20 protein-coding genes are annotated in these 22,502 nt (G+C 65.1%); 11 read left to right on the top strand and 9 right to left on the bottom strand.

The window, feature by feature from the left end; genetic code table 11:
* Nucleotides 1–405 precede the first annotated feature (405 nt).
* From PX52LOC_RS39545 to PX52LOC_RS39530, 4 genes are all read left to right on the top strand, one after another.
* Nucleotides 406–2,550 (top strand): PAS domain S-box protein, encoded by a 2,145-nt coding sequence (locus tag PX52LOC_RS39545; RefSeq protein WP_168219497.1) that lies wholly within the window; start codon nt 406–408, stop codon nt 2,548–2,550.
* Nucleotides 2,551–2,662: 112 nt separating this feature from the next.
* Entirely contained in the window at nt 2,663–4,072 is a 1,410-nt protein-coding gene (locus PX52LOC_RS39540; RefSeq protein ID WP_168219496.1) for a response regulator, read from the top strand.
* The gene (locus PX52LOC_RS39535; protein WP_149115253.1) at nt 4,069–4,761 is read left to right on the top strand and encodes a response regulator; all 693 of its coding nucleotides are present in this window, start codon (nt 4,069–4,071) and stop codon (nt 4,759–4,761) included. Before PX52LOC_RS39540 ends, PX52LOC_RS39535 begins: the two co-directional genes overlap by 4 nt.
* Before the next feature lie 17 nt (nt 4,762–4,778).
* Nucleotides 4,779–5,222 (top strand): hypothetical protein, encoded by a 444-nt coding sequence (locus PX52LOC_RS39530; RefSeq protein ID WP_149115252.1) that lies wholly within the window; start codon nt 4,779–4,781, stop codon nt 5,220–5,222.
* Here the strand turns inward: PX52LOC_RS39530 and selD are convergent, their stop codons facing one another.
* Both selD and PX52LOC_RS39520 read right to left on the bottom strand, forming a co-directional pair.
* On the bottom strand, nt 5,223–6,269 hold the full coding sequence (gene selD, locus PX52LOC_RS39525; RefSeq protein WP_149115251.1) for a selenide, water dikinase SelD: 1,047 nt from the start codon (nt 6,267–6,269) through the stop codon (nt 5,223–5,225).
* A gap of 105 nt (nt 6,270–6,374) precedes the next feature.
* Entirely contained in the window at nt 6,375–6,752 is a 378-nt protein-coding gene (locus PX52LOC_RS39520; protein ID WP_149115250.1) for a DUF2171 domain-containing protein, read from the bottom strand.
* A gap of 284 nt (nt 6,753–7,036) precedes the next feature.
* On the opposite strand from PX52LOC_RS39520, the gene PX52LOC_RS39515 reads away from it, so the two are divergent.
* Nucleotides 7,037–7,456 carry a response regulator gene (locus PX52LOC_RS39515; protein ID WP_168219495.1) on the top strand — a complete coding sequence of 140 codons (420 nt, stop codon included), beginning with the start codon at nt 7,037–7,039 and terminating at the stop codon, nt 7,454–7,456.
* Between the two features lie 6 nt (nt 7,457–7,462).
* On the opposite strand, the gene PX52LOC_RS39510 is transcribed toward PX52LOC_RS39515, so the two are convergent.
* Nucleotides 7,463–7,819 (bottom strand): hypothetical protein, encoded by a 357-nt coding sequence (locus PX52LOC_RS39510; RefSeq protein WP_149115248.1) that lies wholly within the window; start codon nt 7,817–7,819, stop codon nt 7,463–7,465.
* Between the two features lie 144 nt (nt 7,820–7,963).
* On the opposite strand from PX52LOC_RS39510, the gene PX52LOC_RS39505 reads away from it, so the two are divergent.
* The 3 genes from PX52LOC_RS39505 to PX52LOC_RS39495 are packed head-to-tail and all read left to right on the top strand — an operon-like array spanning nt 7,964 to nt 10,994.
* The gene (locus PX52LOC_RS39505; RefSeq protein WP_149115247.1) at nt 7,964–8,581 is read left to right on the top strand and encodes a 5-formyltetrahydrofolate cyclo-ligase; all 618 of its coding nucleotides are present in this window, start codon (nt 7,964–7,966) and stop codon (nt 8,579–8,581) included.
* Nucleotides 8,578–9,432 (top strand): formyltetrahydrofolate deformylase, encoded by an 855-nt coding sequence (purU, locus tag PX52LOC_RS39500; protein WP_149115246.1) that lies wholly within the window; start codon nt 8,578–8,580, stop codon nt 9,430–9,432. Before PX52LOC_RS39505 ends, purU begins: the two co-directional genes overlap by 4 nt.
* Before the next feature lie 8 nt (nt 9,433–9,440).
* Nucleotides 9,441–10,994 carry an acyl-CoA carboxylase subunit beta gene (locus tag PX52LOC_RS39495; RefSeq protein ID WP_149115245.1) on the top strand — a complete coding sequence of 518 codons (1,554 nt, stop codon included), beginning with the start codon at nt 9,441–9,443 and terminating at the stop codon, nt 10,992–10,994.
* Here the strand turns inward: PX52LOC_RS39495 and PX52LOC_RS39490 are convergent.
* The 3 genes from PX52LOC_RS39490 to PX52LOC_RS39480 are packed head-to-tail and all read right to left on the bottom strand — an operon-like array spanning nt 10,969 to nt 15,609.
* On the bottom strand, nt 10,969–12,573 hold the full coding sequence (locus PX52LOC_RS39490) for a hypothetical protein (protein WP_149115244.1): 1,605 nt from the start codon (nt 12,571–12,573) through the stop codon (nt 10,969–10,971). The two genes, PX52LOC_RS39495 and PX52LOC_RS39490, sit on opposite strands and share 26 nt — an antisense overlap.
* Before the next feature lie 52 nt (nt 12,574–12,625).
* Nucleotides 12,626–13,765, bottom strand: coding sequence for a C45 family autoproteolytic acyltransferase/hydolase (locus tag PX52LOC_RS39485; RefSeq protein ID WP_168219494.1), 1,140 nt, complete (start codon nt 13,763–13,765; stop codon nt 12,626–12,628).
* A 2-nt stretch (nt 13,766–13,767) separates the two neighbouring features.
* The gene (locus tag PX52LOC_RS39480; protein WP_149115242.1) at nt 13,768–15,609 is read right to left on the bottom strand and encodes an ABC transporter permease; all 1,842 of its coding nucleotides are present in this window, start codon (nt 15,607–15,609) and stop codon (nt 13,768–13,770) included.
* Nucleotides 15,610–15,726: 117 nt separating this feature from the next.
* On the opposite strand from PX52LOC_RS39480, the gene PX52LOC_RS39475 reads away from it, so the two are divergent.
* Complete coding sequence (locus tag PX52LOC_RS39475; RefSeq protein ID WP_149115241.1) at nt 15,727–16,926, top strand: sulfatase family protein; 1,200 nt, start codon at nt 15,727–15,729, stop codon at nt 16,924–16,926.
* Between the two features lie 35 nt (nt 16,927–16,961).
* The gene (locus PX52LOC_RS39470) at nt 16,962–18,755 is read left to right on the top strand and encodes a hypothetical protein (protein ID WP_149115240.1); all 1,794 of its coding nucleotides are present in this window, start codon (nt 16,962–16,964) and stop codon (nt 18,753–18,755) included.
* Between the two features lie 3 nt (nt 18,756–18,758).
* Here the strand turns inward: PX52LOC_RS39470 and PX52LOC_RS39465 are convergent, their stop codons facing one another.
* The 3 genes from PX52LOC_RS39465 to PX52LOC_RS39455 form a co-directional block, all read right to left on the bottom strand.
* On the bottom strand, nt 18,759–20,093 hold the full coding sequence (locus PX52LOC_RS39465) for a hypothetical protein (RefSeq protein ID WP_149115239.1): 1,335 nt from the start codon (nt 20,091–20,093) through the stop codon (nt 18,759–18,761).
* Between the two features lie 98 nt (nt 20,094–20,191).
* On the bottom strand, nt 20,192–21,325 hold the full coding sequence (locus PX52LOC_RS39460; RefSeq protein ID WP_149115238.1) for a glutathionylspermidine synthase family protein: 1,134 nt from the start codon (nt 21,323–21,325) through the stop codon (nt 20,192–20,194).
* A gap of 5 nt (nt 21,326–21,330) precedes the next feature.
* Nucleotides 21,331–21,627: a hypothetical protein gene (locus tag PX52LOC_RS39455; protein WP_149115237.1), complete on the bottom strand. Its 297-nt coding sequence runs from the start codon at nt 21,625–21,627 to the stop codon at nt 21,331–21,333.
* A gap of 192 nt (nt 21,628–21,819) precedes the next feature.
* Here PX52LOC_RS39455 and PX52LOC_RS39450 point away from each other — a divergent pair, with 192 nt between their 5' ends.
* Nucleotides 21,820–22,407 (top strand): choice-of-anchor C family protein, encoded by a 588-nt coding sequence (locus PX52LOC_RS39450; RefSeq protein WP_149115236.1) that lies wholly within the window; start codon nt 21,820–21,822, stop codon nt 22,405–22,407.
* Nucleotides 22,408–22,502: the final 95 nt, after the last annotated feature.

Here is a 22,502-nt window from a genome sequence, read left to right as displayed (position 1 = left end):
TCGATTCAGAGAAGTACCGAAAGATGAATCAAAATTATTGTTGCTGTTTGCGTTTTTAATCTGAATCGAGAACGAAAGAGGTGTACGTTGACGTAACTGATGATCGGTCAAAATTTGTTCTAGGCCAACCTGGGATCAGGTTTTCTTCGAGCATATTTATTCGTTCACGGAATGAATTGTGCTGAAGAATTGTAGGCCCATCAGCGATTCCCATTTCAATACGGTTTCGAAACCATCTGCCTTTTGGGTCGTCGTGCTATGGCCTCGCGGTTTGATATGGCTGGTTTCGAATCGCCGGCACATCAGGCGTTCCGCGTGCTGCTTGTGGAGGGAAACCCACGCACTGCCCAGCACACACAAGAGCAACTCGCGGCTTTGGGTTGCCTCGTCGACGTGGTTACGGCCGTGCACGACGCCGTTGAGCGGGCGGGCGAGTTCAATGCCCAACTCGTGCTGCTCGACCGGGCACTCGATCAGGGCCGTGTCGCACAACGAATCCGGGACCGTTTCTCAATCCCCGTCATTCTCCTCACCGACTCGCCGACCGAGGGACAAGAACCGCTCTCCTACGTCTCGAAGCCGACGACCGCCCGCGAGTTATCCCTCGTGATCGAGGCGGTCGCCTCCCGCGGTCGTGGCGAACAAGCGTTAGCGGCGCAACGGCGACTACTCGTCGCGACACTCCGGAGCATGGCCGACGGGATCGTCACCACCGATCCGCAAGGCCGAATAACGTACCTCAACCCGCAGGCCGAAACACTCTCAGGGTGGACGCTCGACGAGGCTCGCGACCGTCGGTTTGAGGACGTCATCAACATCCTTGATGAGCGAACACGCCAGCCGATCGCGTTGCCGGCGATGGAGGATATCACTGGGAAGCGAGTACGGTCCCTCGGCGAACACATGACCCTCGTCACGCGATCGGGCCGCGAATTGCCGATTGCCGATTCGATCGCACCGGTCCGCGGCGACGCGGGCGAACAACTCGGGTGCGTTCTGGTTTTCCACGACGCCACGAAGGAGCGGGCGGCCCTGCGCGAGGCCACGAACCTCGCGGCGATCATCGCTTCGTCCCAGGACGGGATCAGCGTGTTTGCCGCGGACGGCACGGTCACGGCCTGGAATCCCGCGGCCGAACGAATCTACGGCTATCGGGCCGACGAGATGATCGGGCGGCCCGTCTTCGTTGCCGCCCCGCCCGGCGAAGAGGCAACCATGCGGGCATTGCATTCCCGCATGGTCGCTTCGGGGACGAACACTTCTTTCGAGGCGTTCCGTCGGCGGAAGGACGGGAGCTTGGTCGAACTCAGCGTCGCCCTGTTCCCCATCCGCAACGCGGCCGGGGACGCGACCGGGTACGGGGCGATCTTCCGCGACATCACGCAACTGCGGCAACTCCAGCAGCAGTTCCGGCAGGCCCAGAAGATGGAGTCGATCGGCCTGCTCGCCGGCGGCGTCGTCCACGACTTCAACAACCTCCTCACGGTCATCGGCGGGTACAGCAACCTCCTCATCGAAGACCTGCCACAGAACGACCATACCCGCGAGACGGTCCAGGAAATTCGGGCCGCCGGCGAGCGGGCGGCCAACCTCACGCGGCAACTCTTGGCCTTCAGTCGTCGGCAGGTTCTGGCCCCGGTCGTCCTCGCCTTGAACGACATCGTCGGCCAGTCGATGCGGATGTTCCAGCGACTGATCGGTGCCGACATCGCGATCCGGTTCGACGCGGACCCGGCCCTGAAGCGGGTGAAGGCCGATCTCGGTCAGGTCGAACAGGCCTTGATGAACTTAATCGTGAACGCCCGCGACGCCATGCTCGGCGGCGGGCAGTTGGCGATCGCGACCCGGAACGAAACCGTCACCCACTCCGCGAACGGCAACGGGGGCGATCTTCGCCCCGGCGAGTACGTCCGGCTGTCGGTTTCCGACACCGGGTGCGGCATCCCGGCCGACGTTCAGGCCCGCATCTTCGAGCCGTTCTTCACCACCAAGGGGGTCGAGCGGGGCACAGGCCTGGGTCTCGCGATGGTCTACGGCTTCGTGACCCAAAGCGGCGGGCAAATCGCCGTTACCAGCACCGTCGGGGGAGGGACGACGTTCGACATTATGCTCCCCGCGCTCGACGATGAGGTTTCCCGGCCCGCGGTCGAAGCGGAGGCTGCCCCCGCCGGCCGCTGCACGGAAACGCTGCTGGTCGTCGAGGACGATCTCTCGGTCCGGCAGTTCGTGTGCACCGCCCTCCGCGGCCAAGGGTACACGATCTTGGAGGCGGGCGACGGGACCGAGGCGTTGCGCGTGGCGGAGGAGCACGCCGGGTCGATCGCACTACTGATGACCGACGTCGTCATGCCGGAAATGGGCGGGCGGCAACTGGCCGAGGCGATGCGCACAGTGCGGCCGGGCATCAAAATTCTGTTCGTGAGCGGATACCTGGACGACGCCATCGCCCGCTTGGAGGGCGTGAGTTCGGCCGACAACTTCCTACACAAGCCGTTCTCCCCGCTCGTTTTGGCCCGGAAGATTCGCCACGTGTTGGACGCGCCGGCATAAACCCGGCCCCTTCACCACCAGACAACGAATTGTGAATTATGCTTGTGGGACGCCCTCCGTTTCCGGACGCTGTCAGGCCAGCCTTATGACTTCAAGCCCGCCGAAACCGCACTTGTCGGAAACCGTACCCGGTCGAATCCTGGCCGTCGACGACGACCCGTCGGTTCGTCGGTTCGTTCACCATCTGCTCACGAAAGCCGGCCACCACGTCGATCAGGCTGAAGGGGTGGACGAAGCCGTCGCGCTGTTCGGCCGTCAAGACTACGACGTCGCGCTGGTGGACCTGGACATGCCGGGGCGCACGGGCCTCGATTTGCTCGACGAAATTCGCACGGGCGAAATCGACGTGGTGCCGATCCTCCTGACCGGGACCAGTGACGTCGGGGCGGCCGTCTCCGGGATGAAGCGCGGGGCGTTCGAGTACTTGCCCAAGCCGGCCGACCCGGTGACGCTCCGCTGGACCGTCGCGCGGGCGGTCGGCATGGCCCACACCCGGCGGCGGGAGCGCGTTCTGGAGTCGGTGGTCGCGGAGTGGGGTGCGACCTTCGACGCCTGCCCGGACCTGATGCTGGTACTGAACCCCGACGCCCAGGTCGTTCGAGCCAACGCGGGCGTGGTCGTCCGCACGGGCCTTTCCGCGGCGAAACTGGCCGGCCTCCGAGTCGAAGACGCCTTCCCGGGCATCCTGGGCGACAAGGTCCACGAATTGTTGTCGCGGGTGCGGGACGGTGAGACGGTCCCGGCCGTGAAACAACTCGACGTGCCGACGGGGCGGCACTTCCTGCTCAGCGTCAGCCCGATCCCCGCGACGGCCGGCTTCATCGTGATCGCCCGCGACGTCAGCGAGTTGGCGAGCGCGCGACAACTGCAAGCCCGGCTCTACCGCCAACTGCTCACGGCCCAGGAGGACGAGCGCAGCCGGATCGCCCGGGAACTGCACGACGGCATTGCCCAAACGCTCGTCAGCCTGGCGATGGGCCTCGGGTTCGCGGCCGACGCCACGCAACCGGCTGACGGACAAACCCGGCTGCGCGAACTGAGCCAGACGGCGAACGAGACGCTAGTCGAAATCCGCCGCATGGTGCAGGGGCTTCACCCGCTGGTGCTGGACGACCTCGGGTTGGTCGCGGCACTGAAGCGGTTGGCGGAAACCGTCACCAAGTCGCACGGCGTGCGGGCGGAACTGGTCGTGACGGCCGCCCCGGCCGAACGCCTGCCCCGCGGTCTGGAAGCGGCCCTGTACCGGATCACCCAGGAAGCGCTGGCGAACGTCGCTAAGCACGCGAGCGCGAAGACGGTAGACGTCACGCTGGAGGTGTCCGGCGACGCAATTAACCTCTCGATCGCGGACGACGGGTGCGGGTTCGATCCGACCGCCAGTTTGCACACGGCCGGTGGCATGGGATTGTCCGGCCTGCGCGAACGTGCCGAGCGGTTCGGCGGTACCTGCCGGATCGATTCTCACCTCGGGGCGGGCACAACCGTGACGGTCGAAATTCCTTACGCCGAGAGCAGTCGATGAACCGGATCGAGGTAGTGGTGGCGGACGATCACGCCGTGCTGCGGGACGGCCTGCGGATGGCGATTCACACGCAGGCGGACCTCGTCGTCGTCGGCGAAGCGGGGACGGGGCCGGAAGCCGTCGACCGCGTTCGCGAGACGGAGCCACGGGTGCTCTGCCTTGACTTGTCCATGCCGGGATGGGGCAGCACGACGACCATCGAGAAGGTGCGCGAAGTCTCGGCCCGAACCCGCGTCCTCGTGTTCACGATGCACGACGATCCCGCCTACGCCCGCACGGCCCTGGCTGCCGGGGCGGACGGGTTCTTGCTGAAGACCAACCCCACGGCAGTGCTCTTGAACGCGATTCGAACGGTCGCGGCCGGCAAGAGCGTGATCGACCCGATCCTGCGGCCGGCGCTGGACGAGGTGCCGGACCACCCGTTGCAGGGCGTCGCGGGGCTGAGCCGCCGGGAGCGCGAGGTGCTGGACCTCCTGGTTCGCGGGCACACGCATCAGGAGATTGCCGACCGACTGTTCGTGAGCGTCAAGACGGTCGAAACCTACCGGGCACGGGTCCGCGAGAAGACCGGGTTGAAGACCCGGGCGGACTTCGTCTGCTACGGCGTGGACGCCGGTCTCTTGGCAACGAAGGACCCCTCGGGTACAGTAAAAGCCGCCGAGGGTCGGTTGACGCCCTCGGACGTGTGACCTACCGGAGTCGGACCGTGATGAACCGTTGCCTGGCCGCCTGCCTGACGTTCTGCGTCGCGATGAGTGCCGCCCGGGCGGCGGACCCGGTGTCGCAAACCTTCGAAGGCTCGGTTCAGACACTCGCCAAAGTGCTGGAAAAGCAAGGCATCCCAGCCGACAAGGACGTGACCGGCGTGGCACTCGTCACGAAGGACGGCACCGTTTACACGATCGCGAAAGAGAAGGTGTCCCGCCTGCTGTTCGTCGATCCCGTCTTTGAGAATCGCACCGTACGGTTGACGGCGAAGATCCTGCCCGGCAGCCAGATTTTGAAGGTCGAGAAGGTCCAGACGGTGAAGGCAGGCAAAGTCTACGACGTGGACTACTGGTGCGAAAACTGCCAACTCGCGTGGTCCGCCCCCGGCGCCTGCCAGTGTTGCGGCGGCGACACGGTTTTCCGCGAGCGAGAAGCGAAGTAGTTATTCGGCGTCGCGTCGCACGGTGATCCTCCCTTTTCCTTCGACCGTAATCTGCCCCACGATCGCGGCCGGGCTTCCGAGTGCCTCCACGACACGTTCCGCAACTGCCGCGGGAACCGCGGCGAGCAGCCCGCCGGACGTTTGCGCGTCGCAGAGCAAGAGTTGCTCGTCCGGCGAAACTGTCCCTTCGAACTGAACCCAGTCGGCCAGGAACTTCGCGTTCGCCCGCGTACCGCCCGGGACGACGCCGGCCGCCACGTACTCGCGGGCGGCCGGGAGAATCGGCACGCGGTCCGCCCAGACTTCGGCCGTCACGCCGCTGGCCGCCGTCACGTTCCGCAGGTGGCCGAGCAAGCCGAAGCCGGTCACGTCGGTCAAGGCGTGAACTTCGAACCGCGTTAACACCTCGGTTGCCGCGCGGTTGAGCGTCGTCATCACGCGGATGGCTTCCGCAATCGCACCGCGGGAATCTTGGTCGTTCTTGGCCGCGGTCGAGATGATCCCGAGGCCGAGCGGCTTGGTGAGGATGAGCACGTCACCCGGCTTTGCCCCGGCGTTGCTCAACACCCGTTGCGGGTGAACCGTTCCCACCACGGCGAGGCCGAAGATCGGCTCTTCGCTTTTGATCGTGTGGCCGCCCACGATTGCGATGCCCGCTTCCGCCGCGATAGCGGCCGCCCCGCTCAGAACCTCGGCCAGCACGGTTGCCGGCAGCGAGTCCGGGAAGCCAACGATACTGAGCGCGGAGAGCGGCTTCCCACCCATCGCGTAGACATCGCTCAACGCATTCGCCGCCGCCACCCGGCCGAAGTCGCGCGGGTCGTCCACGATCGGCGTAAAGAAGTCGGTCGTCAGAACGAGGGCGAGTTCGTCGGACAGTTTGTAGACGGCCGCGTCGTCGGCCGTGGAACTTCCGATGAGTACGTTTGGATCGACTACTGGCGGCAACAGCCCGAGGAGCGGCAGTAGGAACCCCGGCGGGTGCTTGGCCGCGCACCCGGCCCGCTTGGCTAACTTCGTGAGGCGGATCGGCTCGTTCGCGGTCATGATTTCGCCAACCGTGTCAGGGGTTACACCGAAACTATAGCGACCCGGCCAGAAACAAAAACGACCCGCCGAACGGCGGGTCGTTTCGCGAGTCATCCTTCGAGGTTACGCCCCGCAGCCACAACTGGCCGCGTCCGGCTTCCAGCCCATTTCCGTTTCCATCGAGTTCTTCTTCAGGTGAACGTGGTTATCAACGTGATCGACCCAGCCCATCGGGATGAAGTGGTGTTGCCCGTCGGGGCTGTCGTTGCGTGTGAGTTTGATTGCGTCACCTTCGACGTGGTCGACGACGCCGACCTTCTTGCCGCAACTGGCGATCACGTCCATATGTTCCTTCACGCCCGCGGTCGCGCCCATCCCGACCTTGTCCTTAACCCAGTCGGCAGCCTGTTCGGCACCTTCGGCGATCTTGTGCCCCACGCTTTTCGCCGTGTCCGCGACCACGTGGCCCGCGTCCAACACTTTTTCTTTCATCGTGCTCATGATTATCCCTCGTGGAGGTTGATTGATTCTGCGAGAGGCGAACGAAGGCTTACTCCGCAACCGAGATGCCAAACGGAGCAAGGAACCGGCCTCATTGTTCACGATCACCGTCATCGTTTCGCGTTCAGGGGATTGCACCTCTCCAGGGAAGGGATGTCGGAAGGAGCATTTACATCACGACGAAGATGGGTGCCCGTCTCTCGGGAATGCCGGCAAATACAAGGGCTGGCGTACTTGGCATCACTTTTGCTGCGATGGGGCCGGATTCCCCCCCGAGGTGTTTCATGATCGACCCCGACAAGCCACAGCCGCGCGTGATGGTCGTTGACGATAACGAAGACGCCGCCGTGAGCCTGAGTTTTCTGCTTGCCAGTGCGGGCTTCAAAGTCGCGACGGCCTTCAGCGGTCCGGCCGCGATTGAACAGGCGGAAGCGTTCAAGCCGCACGCTTACGTGCTGGACATCAACATGCCGGAAATGAGTGGGTATGAATTGGCCCGGCGGTTGCGCGACATGCACCCGGATCAACCGCCGATCTTTGCCACCGTTACCGCGTTCAGCGATGACAGCCATCTCACGCAGGCGGTAGACGCGGGGTTCGACTTGCACTTCACGAAGCCGGCCAACCCGTCGGAAGTGGCTGAGCAACTCGAAGACGCCCTCCGCGAGTACGGCCGCCTCAGTGCGGTCGCGCTTGCGAACTGACCACCATCAGGCGGCGTGCTGGCAGGCCGACCGTTGAGGCTTCGCCAGCGTCGGCATCATTTCCAGCAGACCATGAACGTGCTTGCACACGTGGTCGGGATTGTCCTCGCCCCGGTACACGGCGTCCGCACAGGAACAGTGCCACTTGATGGCCCCGCCGTCGAGCCGTTCGGCCGCGATCTGATACGGCAATCGCCCGCCCGAGACTTCCCACGTCATGGCACATCCCGGTTCCACAGGATCAGGGTTCCGGTACGTCACGCGGTACTGATACAGCGACAGCGACCGCTTCCGGTCCGTCCCCGGGAGCATGAGTGTGACGAGTCCGAACGTGCGGCCGGTTTGAGAAGGAACGAGGATCATCGGGCACCCTCCGAGGGTTCGAATTGGTGGGGTTGTTTGGGGAGTGAGTGTACCATTTTGCGATTGGCTTCCCGATGTCGGTAGCGAGCCGAAACCTAAATTGACGATGGGATAAGTTGCTTATCGAACCCGAGGAGGCGAGCCGTGACGGCAGCGCAGGACGACTATCAAGCCCGGAAAACCGCCCTCCGGGAGCAGGCCCGCAAGAACCGGGTGGCCCAGAAGAACAAGGACGAAGTCAGCCGACAGATCGTCACCGCCTTCATGAACCTGCCCGAGTACGCGGCCGCCCGCACCATCCTCTATTACGTCGATGCCGGCAGCGAAGTCCGTACCCGGCACACGCTGCCGGAAGCCCTCAAGGGCGGCAAGCGGATCGTCGTGCCGTACTGCATCGTTGAGACGAACCAACTCGAACTCTTCCTGCTCGAAGACATGAGCGAGTTGGTGGAAGGGGCGTATAAGATTCTCGAACCGCGGGCCGAACTGCGCGGCGGCGTGGGAAAGATTGTGACGCCCGAGGAACTCGATCTCGTGATGGTCCCTGGGACGGCGTTCGACCCGAAGGGCGGCCGGATGGGGCAGGGGAAGGGGTATTATGACCGCCTCCTCGCCCGCGTGCGGCCGGACGCGCCGCTGGTGGCCATCGCCTTCGACTGCCAGATCTTCGACGAAATCCCGGTCGCCCCGCACGACGTGTTCATGGACAAGGTGCTGACCGAGAGCCGCGAGTTGAACGGCGTCGGCCGGAAGGCGTCATGAAGAACACCGCGATCCTGCTCATCGACTGCCCCGACCGCAAGGGCCTCGTCGCGGCCATCGGCGAGTTCCTTTACAAACACAACGCGAACATCCTCCACGCCGACCAGCACCAGGACCCGGCCAACAACGTCTTCCTGATGCGCGTCGAGTGGGACGCGACCGACTTCGCCTTCGACCTCGCCGATTTCCCGCGGGAGTTCGAGGGCATCGCGTCGCGGTACAACATGCGGTGGCGGCTCGAACGCTCTGACCGACCGCACCGGCTGGCCGTGTTCGTGTCAAAGTACGACCACTGTCTCGTCGACCTGCTCTACCGCCACCAGAGCGGCGAGTTACCGTGCGAGATTCCGCTGATCGTCGCCAACCACCCGGACGCCGAGAAGTGGGCCGCGTTCTACGGCATTCCCTTCCACGTCCTGCCGATCGAACCGGGGAAGAAGGCCGAGGGCGAGGCGAAACAACTCGCCCTGTTGAAACAGCACAACATCGACCTCGTGATTCTCGCCCGGTACATGCAGGTGGTGTCGCCGACCTTCGTGGCGGCGTACCCGCACCGGATCATCAACGTCCACCACTCGTTCCTGCCGGCGTTCATCGGGGCGAAGCCGTACCACCGGGCCTTCGACCGTGGCGTGAAACTGATCGGCGCGACCAGTCACTACGTGACCGACGACCTGGACGAAGGCCCGATCATCGAACAAGACGTGGTTCGCGTGTCGCACCGTGATGCGCTCGACGACTTGCTGGAAAAGGGCCGCGACATGGAGAAGGCCGTGCTGTCGCGGGCCGTCCGCTGGCACCTCGATCACCGCATCCTAGTGTACGGCCACAAGACCGTCGTCTTTGACTGAGGCCCGCCATGCCGTTCGATCTCGCCGCCGAGGAAGCCAAGATTCGCATGGGGGGCGGCGAGAAGGCCATCGCCCGCCAACACGAGAAGGGCCGCCTCACCGCCCGCGAACGCATCGCGAAACTAGTCGATAGTGACTTCCTCGAACTCGGACTGTGGGCCGCGCACGGCCTGTACGCCGACTGGGGCGGTGCCCCTTCCGCCGGCGTCGTCACCGGCGTCGGCAAGGTGAACGGCCGGCGGGTCATGGTCATCGCCAACGACGCGACCGTGAAGGCCGGGGCGTTCTTCCCGATGACGTGCAAGAAGGTGCTGCGGGCGCAACGTATCGCGATGGAGAACCGTCTGCCGTTGGTGTACCTCGTCGATTCGGCCGGTGTGTTCCTTCCCCTTCAAGACGAAGTCTTTCCCGACGAGGACGACTTCGGCCGCATCTTTCGCAACAACGCCGTCATCTCGGCGAGCGGCATCCCACAGTTCGCCGCGATCATGGGCAACTGCGTGGCCGGCGGCGGTTACCTGCCGGTCTTGTGCGACAAGCTGCTGATGACGGAGGGCAGTGGGTTGTATCTGGCCGGGCCGGCGCTGGTGAAGGCGGCCATCGGGCAGCAGGTCGATCACGAGGAACTCGGCGGCGCGAAGATGCACGCCGCGATCAGTGGCACGATCGACTTCCGCGAGAAGGACGACGAGGCGTGCCTGGAGCGACTGCGGCGGCTGGTCGGGATGTTGCAACCCGATGAAGGGGGAGGCGACCAAAGCCCATCCGTCGCGACGGGTGGGCTTTCGGCTTTCACCCAAAGCACCGAGTACGATGTGCGCGACCTGCTCAAGTTCCTGCTCGACGACGCTCCGTTCGACGAGTACAAAGCCGAGTTCGGCGAGACGCTCGTCTGCGGCTACGGTCGGCTCGGGGGAAAGCCCGTCGGTGTCGTTGCGAATCAGAAGAGGCGGGTGAAGGCGGCCGACGGCAGCGTGCAGTTCGGCGGCGTCATCTACGTCGATTCTGCGGACAAGGCCGCCCGGTTCGTCATGGACTGCAACCAGACGAGGGTGCCGATTCTCTTCGTCCAGAACGTCAACGGGTTCATGGTCGGCCGCGACTCGGAGCAGGCGGGCATCATTAAGGCCGGGGCAAAGCTCGTCAACGCCATCAGCAACAGCGTGGTGCCGAAGGTCACACTCATCACCGGCGGCTCGTTCGGGGCCGGGCACTACGCCCTCTGTGGGAAGGCGTTCGACCCGCGGTTCCTCTTCGCGTGGCCGACCGCCCGGTACGCCGTCATGGGCGGTGATCAGGCCGCGAACACGCTCCTCGACGTGCAAGTGCAAGCCCTGAAGCGAGCCGGCAAGGAACCGGACGCGGCCGAGTTGACCGCGTTGCGGGATCAGGTGAAGGCAGGGTATGAACAGCAGACCGACATCCGCTACGCCGCCGCCCGGCTGTGGGTGGACGCGATCATCCCGCCGGAGCGGACGCGATCGGTGTTGCTGGAAGCGCTGGCGATTGCCACGCGGTACGACGACGGCCGGCCGTTCAAGACCGGGGTGTTCCAGGTGTGACGAGCGACTTCCGCTTCAAGATGCTGAGCTGATTTAAGCCCGTCGCCAATTCGTAGTTCTCTCGAACGTAAGCCCGCAGTCGGGCGAAGGCCGGCGAGCTCACGAGGGCCGCCCCCCCGAAGCCGCCCGCTCGCGATCGGATGACTTCCTCGCTCACGGCCGGCCCGAACAGCGAATCGTCCGCGATCACCCAATCGGGAGGATTGCGCAACACGTCCTCGGCCCACTCCTCGAAGAATTCCGGCCGCGTTTCCGCTAAGTTGAACGGGATCACGTGCCGGCTCGGGGCCGGCCGCGGCACTTGCCAGTAGAGTTCCGCCCACGGCCCCCATACCGACACGAGGACCGTTTGATCCGCGGGAATTTTCGCTCTCACGTACTCCGCGACGTACCGGATCTGCGTCCGCTCGACGTGCGGCGACTTCTCCCCGACGGCGAGCATATCGCGGTGGTACGTCAGATAGTGCTGGCCGACGACCGCGACAACGAACCCGGTGCGGACAATCCGCCAGACCTGCCGGTAGCGCCGCGGCTCGACGACCGCGGCAAGGCCGATCCCGCCCAACAGGGCGAGGGGGGCCGCGAGGGGGTAGTAGTAGTGCGTGAAGTGTCGCCCGCCGGGGCACACCGAGAGTTGCACGGCGAGCAGCCAGAGGACGCCGACCGCCAGCCACACCTTGCCCTCCGTGGGGAGCGTTCGCCGGCCCGCGACGGCGGCCGTCAACGACGTGACGACGATAAAGCCGAGTAGCGGGCTGAGGTTCTGGGCGAAGTTTCGGACCTCCCACCACCAGCGCGAAACGTGATGGGAAAGCGTCTCGCGGCCGATCCGGCCGTACTCGGTGTTGGCGGCCATCGCGTCGAGCAATCCGTTCCAGTACCCGAACGCCATCGCGTGTAGCACGACGGCGGCCGTGAGCGTCAGCCCGCCGACGAGGAACATCGCGGCCGACAAGATCGTGAAGCGGAAGCCATTCCGTTGATAGTTCCACGCGAGAAGCGGCAACAGGGCGAGACCGAGTACCGCCGCGGGCGGGAATAGGTTGACGGCAATGGCGAACGCGACTCCACCGGCAGCCGGGTGCAGGTACGGGGACCGCGCCACCACCGCGCGGCCGGTCCAGGCGATCGCGAGCGTCGCCATCGGGGTAAGGAACACGCCGTACAGGTGCGGGTACTGCACCGCCGCCGTCGCTGCGATGTAGATGAGCGGAACGGCTCGGGCGGCCAGCGGCAGGGGCGTGAGCGCCCGCCGAAGGGCGAAGGCCGCGAGAGCGGTCAGGCCGCCGCCCACGAGGTAGTACGCCAACCGCGGGTGCCACTGGCCGAGCGTGCGAAACGCCCAGAAGACGACCGGGGATTTGGCCTCGTACCGGTCGGCGTAGAGTTGAGACCCGGCGGCCCAGTCCTGAGCGAACCGCAGGTACAGACTGTCGTCGGTTTGCATCGGCCGGTGCAAAATGTGCGTGTGCGTCAGCAGGGCGAAGAGCGCGTAGCCGGCCAACCATTTCGCCCGGCTTCGCCACGCCGAATGCGGCGGGCGAAGTGGAGACGCGGACGCCGGGAACGTCGGATTCATCCCGCGGTCTATACCCGGATCGCCCGCGGCGTCAAGTTCGGACGAGAATGCGTTACTTCGCGAACAGCTTTGGGAGTTCGAGCGTCACCGTCTTCATCTTCGTCGCCGACGCGACCAGATCGCCGACCCTCAGGTGCAGCGTGCGGGACTTCGGTTCAAAGACCATCGTCTGCAACGTGTACTTCCCCTGGTTGACGCTGTCGAGCCCGTCGAACACGTCCGAGACGCCGAGCTTCGTGTCGGCCTTCTGGAGCGGCAGCAGCGTCGTCAGCCGCTTGCACGTCTGGCCGATGCCGAGGGTGTCGGAGAAGAAGTGGTTCGTGCAGCAGCAGACCTCGTTCTCGGCCTTCCGCACCGCGATCGTCTTCGGGGTAATCTCGAACACCGCCCCGCCGTTGACATCGCAGAGCGTCATGCACGAAGTCGTCGTCCGCTCGGCCTTCGTCAACAGCGATTCCGCCTCGGCGACGCTGCCGCACTCTTCCAGCACGCGGCGGAACAGGGCGAGTGTCGGCGTGCCCTTCCAGTTGAAGCTCGGCTTGTCCTTCGATTGCTTCAGGTGAATCTCGTTGATCGTCACCGCGAGGCCGTCTTCGTTCATCCCGGAGATGCAGCCGGTGATCGGCGAAATCGTCACCGTGGCGAACGCCTTCTTACCCGTTGGCCGGTAGACGACGACCAGCGTGTGGTCGTCGATCCCCTTCGACGGCATCCAGTCGAAGTTGCGGCCGAACACCGGCGCGCCGGTCTTGCTGCGGCCCGGTTCGACGACGATCGTCGCACAGCCCATGCCGCTCGACAGGTCGTAGATAGTGTTCGCGAAGTACATCAGGTCGATGTCTTGCCCGCTGACCTTCACGGCGGCTTCCATCTCCGTGAGGTGGTCCTTCGGGAAATTCTTCTTCAACTGCCGGGAGAGGAGTTTGATGCCGTCGAAGGCGTCTTCCTTCTTCGTGTCCTTCAGGAACTCGTGCAGCAGGTCGATCAGCCCGGGGGCGTTCTTGACGGCCAGGACGCCGAGTTGTTCGCCGATCTCTTCCGGTGTGCCGCGGACGGTCAGCACCGGCAACCCGGAGACGTGAACCAGTTCGCCGCCCTTGTGCTTGGCGTCGGGGAAGGTCCGCGGCGTCTGGGCCGGCAGGCACGGCGCGAACGCCAGCAGGACGACCAGGGAGAGCAGGCGCTTCGGCATCGTCATTCCTCGTTGGCGGCCGTCGTGCGGCCGAGGGCCACGTCGAACTCGCTGAGCAGCGGCACGAGCATCGCGGTGATCGTCCAGCAGAACGCCGCCGCCAGTGTGAGGAACGGCACCAACGGGTCGGCCGACTCGTCGGTGCCGGGCTTCGCGATCAGGATGTTCGTGACGCAGTAGAACATCGCCAGTGGACACGCCACGCTGCCGATTGTCAAGGCCGTCGAGGGGCGGTCGGCACTCAGCACCCAGATCAGGCCGCCGATGCCGAGGACGAGGAACGCGATGAAACTGAGCCACTGATTCGCGAAGCTGCCGCCGTTGATGACGATGGTGTAGATGCAAATCAGCGTGCCGACGCACAGGAAGAACACTGTGCCGAGAGTGTTCACGATGGCCAACCGGCTGTTCGTCAACAACAGTGCGACGTGCAATCCCAGCACCACGGCGAAGGCGAACAGCACCAGGATCGCGCCGATCGTCGCGACTAGCGGGGCGAGGTTGTAAACGAACCGCTCCATCACCCCGAGGTCCGACGGCGTCTTCGTTAGCACCCCAACGAGGGCATAGTAGACTGCCATCGCCAGCGGCGGCACGATGAACTGCCAGGTGTTCTGGAGGACGCCGAGGAGCTTGCCGAAGACGAACTCGTAGGGCGAAATGTCGGTGACGAGCAAGATGTCGAGTGCCCCGCCGTCGCGTTCGGACGTGATCGACGTGACCGCTTGCGCGGCGATGAGCAACATGCTCAACACCACGACCGGCACGAGGCCGTAGGCCGCGGCGTAGGCCGCCCGGCCGCCGGGTTGCGTCAGTTCACCGTAGGCGAAGTAGGCGACGAGCGCGAGCACGATGCCATAGGCCAACTTCACCAGCAGCGGCCGGCGGCCGTAGGCGAGCGTTTGCGTTTCCCGCCAGAGGATCGGATTCTTGCCGACGGCCCGCACGGTGCCGGGGGCGGCATGGGCCTTCGCCCGGAACTGCTTCAATTCGTCCGCCGACAGGTTCGCTTCCGGGTCCACGCCCGGCCCCTCGCGCTGCATGATCGGCTCGCCGGACGGGTTCCACTTCCGCAGTTTCCAGACGCCGACGACGTTCAGCACGACAAAGTAACTGAGCATCACGAGCGAGAAGCCGTAGGCCGGCGGCAGGACCGGCCACCCGGCGGCGGGCGGTTCAAGGACCGATTGCATCACGATGAACGGGTCGAACCACGCCTGCACGACCGGCCAGTTCACGTCCGGGGACAGCAGCGGGCCGACCTGCCCGATGGCGAGCGCGAAGCAGATATACAAGACGAGGCACAGCACCGACAGCGCGAGCGCCTGATACGTGCGGTCCCGCCACAGGGCGATCAGCCCGCCGAGCGATCCGGCGGCGTACGCGGCCGTCGCCAGGACGAGCGCGGCCTGAATCACCTGCGACGGGTCAATGCCGCCGAGCAACAGCAACATCGCAAGGACCGGCACCGACGTGAGCAGCATTGCCGTCAGCGGGAGCAGACTGCCGAGGAGCTTGCCGAGAACGATTTCGTAATCGCGCATCTCGGTCAGCAACAGCAGCAAGAACGTGCGGCGGTCCTTTTCCTGTGACACCGTACTCGCGGCCGAGAGGGCGGCGAAGAAGAGGAGCAGCAGCAATTCGACGTAGACGACGACCTGGAACAACAAGAGGCCGAACCGGGCCGTCTCGCCGAGGGTGGCGGTCTTCGTGAAGCCGATGGTCGCCTGCCAGAGCGTGACGCCGAGGATCGTGAGGAGGCCGAGAAGGGCCGCCCGGGTCGGGAAGTGGCCCCGCTTTCGAGGGACGGTCACCAACTCCCGCATGAAAATCGGCCCGAGCACGCATCACCCCCTTGATCCGGGGCCGAGGTTGGCCTTCTGCCATACCCCATCCCCGCCGTTCAACTAACTTATTCCCACGGCCCGAACCTGTCCGGTGGGCGAGGAATCTGTTTCCGCATGAAAGTCATCGTCTTCGTTCTCCGCGGCTGTTCCGCCGGTTGGCTCGGGGCTTACGGCAACGAGTGGGTCGTCACGCCGGACCTCGACCGCTTCGCCGCGGAAGGCGTCGTCTTCGACCGGCACATTTCCGATTGCCCGGAAGCCGCCGCCGCTCGCCGGGCGTGGCAGACCGGCCGCGACCAATTTCGCACGGCCGACGGGCCGTCGCCCGATCTCCTGCAATCGCTTCGGGATGCGGGCGTTTTCACCGCTCTGGTGCGGGCCAACCGCGAGGCGAACGACGCTCTCCCGGACTACTACGCGGGCTGGGGGAAACTGTTCGACGCCCGGCCGGTTCCCGGCGAAGGTACGCTGTCACTCGAAGAGGAAATGCCGGGCGTTCTCGAACACCTCGCCGCCCACGTGGACTGGTTGCTGTGGGTGGAAATTGACGCCCTGCTGCCGCCGTGGGACGTGTCGCCAGCCGTGTTCAAGGCATACGTCGAAGACCTCGTCGGCGACGCGGGCAAAACGGACGATGATCCGCTCGTGCCGTGGGCCGACCCGGAAACTGGCTGGTTCGACCGCGAAGACGTGGCCGCGTGGGAGTTGCTGCACCGCAGCTTCGCGGCCGTCGTCACACAACTCGACGCCGATTTAGGGCGAGTGTTCGAGCAACTGCGGGCGGCGGGAGCGGTCCAAATCGTCACCTCCGACGCCGGGTTTCCCCTCGGCGAACACGGCGTCATCGGCCCGCACCGGCCGCTCTTGCACGAAGAACTCGTCCACCTGCCGCTGATGATCCGCTGGCCCGACGCGGCCCACTCCGGACTGCGGCTGAACGCCTTTACCCAACCGGCCGACCTGATGCCGACGATTCTCGGACTGTTCGGCCGGCCGATTCTGGGGGGCGTTGAGGGGCACGAGCTCGCGGGCTTGTGGCAGGGCACCGTGGAGGGAATCCGCCCGCACGCGGTCAGCGTGCTGTCCCTCGGCGGGGCAAGCGAGGCCGCAATTCGCACCGACGAGTGGGCCTACCTGCGGCCCGAAGCTCAACACGCCGACGACGCCGACGAACCGCGAACGGCGGCTCTGTTCGTGAAGCCCGACGATCGCTGGGAAGTGAACGACATCGCCGCCCGCGAGGCGGACGTGATGGAGAGGCTCGAACAGGAATTGAAGCCATCCGGCGTGGGAGACGGACAACCCGGCCGTTAGAATATTTTCTCCCGCTACCCGGAGATTGGATTGTGATGCCCACGCTTCGCACGCTGTTCGTTGGATGCTGCCTCGCATTCGCCCTGCCGGCGTCGGCCCAAGACGAGAAGAAAACCCCGGACAAGGCCGATCCGGAACAACTCTTCGTCGACGCCCTCAGCGCCGACAAGCTGCTTACGAAGGGCGAGTACAAGCGCGTCCAGGCCGTGATGTCCTCGTACTTCGAGAAGAAATACGCCGACGACATCCGCACCGCCTTCGGCGACGACTACGCCACCCTCACCAAGTTCCTGGCCGACAATCCCGAACTGCGGGACACGCTCTACACGGCCCTCGACCCGGAGGTCGATCAGTTCGTCGAAGCCCTCACGATCTTCCGCGAACTGCACAAACTCGGCCCCGACAAATTGAAGGCGCACGCGAACCTCGCGGTTGCCCTCTGCGTGGTGTGGGACAACCCGAAGGCCGTGTACGACTATCGCGGCCACCAGCGGCGGACTCGCAGCACCCTGCCGACCGACCCGATGAAGGTCGGCTGGAAGGAGAACTACGAGTACCTGTTGGCCCACGAGAGCGAACTCAAGGGGGCGGTGCAGAACCTGCCGTGGGAGTTCCTGGTGCACATGGTCAACAACCGCACCCCGGCGGCGGAGCGGGACTGGGCCACCAAGAACTACGTGAAGAAGCGGGCGGGCATCGGCAGCATCTACAAAGAGATCGTTTACGATACCGAGATGCTCCGCACCGAGCAGATGAACGGCGGCGGCAAGGGCGAATGCAAACTCACCGGCCAGGAGTACACCCTGGAGGGGATCAAGAAGTACGGCGGCGTCTGCGCCCAACAGGCCGACTTCGCCGCCCGCGTGGCCAAGAGCATCGCCGTCCCCGGCGAGTACATCCGCGGGGAGGGGAATAGCGGTGGTCTCCACGCCTGGGTGATGTGGGTCGAACTCAAGAGCGTCAGCAAGGACAAGGTCGAGTTCGCGATGCTCTCCGAGGGCCGGTACTTCGGCGATCAATTTTACGTCGGCCACCTGGAAGACCCGAAGACCGGCCGGCCGATGACCGACCGCGACATGGAACGCCGCCTCGTGACGCTCGGCGTCGCCCCGGAACACGCCCGCCATGCCGACCTGCTGATGCGGATGTACCCGTACTACAAGGAGCGGAAGAATCCCACGCCGAAGCAGCAACTCGCGTTCGTGAAGAAGATGTTCGAAATCTTCCCCCACTGCGAGCGGGCGTGGCAGGAGTTGGCCGAGATCGCGAAGGACGGCAAGACGGTCGAGCCGCCGGACGCCGTGAACCTCGCGAACAAGGCGATCGTCAGCTTCGGCGCGTTCCCGGACTTCAGCTGGTCGCTGTTCGATTCGATCCTGACGAGCCAGAAGGACAAGAACCAGCGCGGCTCCGTCTTCGAGAAGGCGGTGCTGAAGTACGAAACCCTCGGCCGGCCCGACCTGGCGTGCGAGTGCCGGATCAAGTGGGCCGAGTACGTCGAGGAAGGCAAGGACTACAAGAAGGCGGCCGAAGGGTTGGCCCAGACGATCAGCAAGTTCCCGGCGGAAGGGCGGTACGTGCCGAAAGTGCTGGACAAGCTCGCCGACGTGTGCTCGAAGTACAAGGACGGCACGAAGAAGCTCGGCAAGTTCTACCTGGACTTCCTGCCGCGGGTGCCGAAGACCCGCGGCACCGAGGTGACGGAGTACGCGGTGAAGGTCTACGAGCAAGCCTACGACTTTTTCAAGGCGAACAACATGCCGAAGGAAGCGACCCAGGTCGAGTCGATCCTGACCACGTTGAAGAAGGCGAAGCCGGGGAAACTGTAGCCGTTACCAGTCGCCCGTGTCGTCGAACACGGGCGGCGGGACCACGGGGGCGGGTTGGCCGAAGATCGTCTGGAAGATCGCGTTCTTCAAGCCGGTCTGGGCACCGGGCATCGTCTGCGGCGGCGTCTCGACTGCCGGGCCGTCCGGCGTGGTGCGAACGGCCAACTTCCATTCGACCGCCGCCCCGTCCGGCGGCACCGTGTACGTCACCTCAATGTGGGCCTTCTTGTCGTCGGGGTTCTTCACGAAGGCGATCAACTCCCGCCCGACGAACAGGCCGAAGGCGTCGGCCAAGTCCGTGCGGAGTTGCTGTTCGCGGGCCGTGATGCCGTTGGCGTCCCCGGCCTCCGTGACCGAGATCGACACCACCGGCTGCGGCGCGTCCCGGAGGCTTTCCAACAGGGCCGCGAACGCCTCGCGGACGGCCGCCTGTTCCGGCGGGCCGGTCGATTTCACCTTCGCAATCGGCGCGTCGTACATCGCCGCGAGGAGTTGCTTCGCCTCGGTGCGGTGGCTCTTGTTACGCTCGTCCATCAGGTAGCTGCGGAGGCCCGGTGCGCCGCCGGTCTTCGCGTCGTCGAAAAGTCCGTTGTCGCGCATCGGCTGGAACGTCACGACGCCGAACAGGAACGCCATCAGCGCCGCCGCTGACGCCCCGATGAGGCCGACGTTCAGGGCCGACCCGTCCCGCCGCGGTTCCCGCGGTAGGTCGTCGATTCGGAGGTCGGCCGACTGCGCCGAGATCGGGTAGCCGCCCTCGATCGCGACGTGCTTCGCCACGCCGCCGAGGTCCGCGAGGTCCAGCCAGTTCCACTTCGGGTCATCGTGCTCTTCGAGGTCGCGGACGGCCTCGTAGAACCGCTCGACGAGTTGCCCCCGGCCGGCCCGCGTGATCGGCACGAAGAACTTCTCTTGCGGCAGGACGAACAGCACGCCCCCGCCCTTCGCGGCGACCTTGCGGGCGTCGGCCACGTTGGTGACGGTCACGTCGTCGCCGACGACCTGATAGACGTGCGTCGGGTCGAAGTACGTGAACCGCCCGTAGAACCCGCGGGCCATGAGGTCGCGGAGGCCGAACCACGTCAGCCACACGCCGAGCAGGACCGTGGCGGCGAGGAACATCGCCGCGGCGTAGGCGTCCTTGTTCGAGTTGAACGCGACGACGAGGCCGATGAGCAGAAGGGTCGGCCCGGCCCCAATGGCGACCTTGCCCCACGGCGGCGGGTTGGCCTCGACGTAGATGCCGGGGCACCGCTTGCCGGCGTACTTGTGCACGTCGTGCAGGTACTCCTGCGTTTCCGAGTCGAGCGTGCGGTAGGCGGTGGTGATGCGGTTCATCGGGTGATTCCGGAAAGGCGAGCGGGGGGCGTAAGCCCCCTGATTCTGATTGGACTCCCACGAGAATCAGGGGACTTACGCCCCCCGCTCGCCGGGCGTTAATCCGTCATCTGGTGCGGGATGAACCGGCTGGTGTTCGTCGTCACAATGCCGTCGTCCTCGCGGATGCCGATGCCGGCGGCCCAACCGTTAATGACCCAACTCCCGATGACCGGGTAACGGCCGTCGTAGCTCGGCAGCGGGAACAACTGCTGGTACACCACGTCGCGGCCGACCTGGTACGGGCCGTCGGTTTCCAGTTCCGTGCGGCCGTTCCGCACGACGCGGATGTTCGCCCCCTCGCGGGCGTGGATCGGCTTGCGGACGTAATCTCCGCTCTCCGGTTCGTCGAACCACGCGGGCAGTAAGTACGGCGAATCCGGGTTCAGTTGGTGGAGCAGCGGCAGGATCGACTTGCTGCTCAGGATCATCTTCCAGGCCGGTTCCATCCACCGGGTCTTCGATTGCAGGATGTTCTTGCCGAAGTTGTCGCGGATCAGCCACTCCCACGGGTAGAGCTTGAAGATCCGCTGGATCGGCCGGCCCGTGCGGTCCACGAAGGTCCGCCGGTTCTGGTCCCAGCCGATCGCTTCCACGTCGAGGTAGTCGGTCTTGAACCCGGCCTGAATCGCGGTGTCGCGGAGGTACTCGACGGTGATGTAGTCCTCGACTTCGCCACTGATGGCCGCGAAGTGGATCGGCGTGTCGTCGCCGGCGTGGATGTGCTTCCAGCCCTCGATCAGCCGTTCGTGGATACTGTTGAACTGGTCGGCGCGTTCGTCCACGTCCTTCAGCCAGAACCACTGGGCGACGCCGGCTTCGACCAACCCCGTCGGCGTGTCGGCGTTGAACTCCAGCATCTTCGGCGGTCCGACGCCGTCGAACGCGAGGTCGAACCGGCCGTAGATCGACGGGTGTTCGTCGTCCCAACTTTGCACGACGAGGTCTTCGTACTCCGGTGGGATCAGGAACAAGCCAAACATCTTCTCGTCAATGACGTGCTGAACCAACTCGACGCACATGTCGAACAGGGCGTAGGTGGCCCGCTCGATGGTGTCGATCTCGTACTTGCTGAACGTGTAACAGGCCGACTCGTCCCAGTACGGCTCGCCGCGGAGGGTGTGGAAGTGGAGGCCGTATTGTTCGACGCGCTGCTGCCAGTTCGGCCGCGGGTCGAGGGTTCGTCGCCGCACGGGGGTTAACCCCCCACGCCGGCGGACCGGCCGATGCCGCCGAACCCGCCGCGGGACACGCCGCCGACGGCCGGGGCACGCCCCGCCCCGCCGGAATAGCCGCCGCTGTGGACCCAGATCATGGCGTAGCCGGGCCGGTAGTGGTAACGGCCGGACGAGTCGCGCTCGCCGCCGCCGACGCGCTCGGCGGCCTGTTCGTCGGCCTTCGCTTCCAGGTCCGGCGACGGGGCGAGGAAGTACCCGGCCGAGAGAATGCCGGCCCCGAGGAGCACCAGTGAGAAGTCGCGCGTCATCCGCGTCATAACCGACCACCTTGGCGGGAGGTGTGGGAGTATTCGTTGGTTGATGAAGAGAATTTACCGCGAAGTTCGCCCAAATGCAACGATGGTCTGATCGAACTTCGCGCCTGGCGTGTAACAACCGAGAAACGCTCCGTTGCTCGGAAACGCGACTGGCGTCATACTTGGCGGATCAACTCTGGCCCGGGGTGTCCCATGAAATCCACCTTCCTCATCTGTTCCGCTCTGTTCGTCGGCGGCCTCGCGGTTGCCGCCCCGGTCCCGAAGGGTGTCAAGCCGACCAACCTGGTCGCCAACGGTAGCTTCGAGAACGGGATCGAGGCCGATCTGAGCAAGCCTTTGGACAAGGGATCGACCGCGCTGGAGGGTTGGACCGTGACGCGCGGCCAGATCGACGTCAACACGCAAGTCGGCGAGGACTGGAAGGCGGCGGACGGGAAGCGGAGTCTCGACCTTCACGGCTCGCCCGGCTTCGGCGGGGTGGAGCAATCGATCCCGACGACCGTGGGGCGGAAGTACCGGGTCACGTTCAAGATGTCCGGGAACCCGGGCGTGGCACACCACAAAGTCCAACTCGGCGTCCGCGCGGCGGGGCGCGACAAGCAATTCGAGATCACGATGGAGGGCCGGACGTACAAGGACTTGAAGTGGGAAGAGAAGTCGTGGGATTTCACCGCGACGGAGGCGACGACCGTCCTGGAACTACACACCGCGATGCCCACCACCGCGAACGCATTCGGCGGCCCGTTGCTGGACGACGTGAAGGTCTTCCGGATCGATTGACCCCTCACCCCCCGGTCGTGGGGTACGCACTTTCCGTGACAGGTGTCATGACATTACTGGAAAAGCTGAGGTGCCGGCGAGGAGGCGTTTTCGTT

This window comes from Limnoglobus roseus (genome assembly GCF_008254045.1).
Lineage (GTDB): Bacteria > Planctomycetota > Planctomycetia > Gemmatales > Gemmataceae > Limnoglobus > Limnoglobus roseus.
The sequence above is the reverse complement of the archived record's forward strand: the minus strand, read 5'-3'. Positions and strand labels throughout refer to the sequence as shown.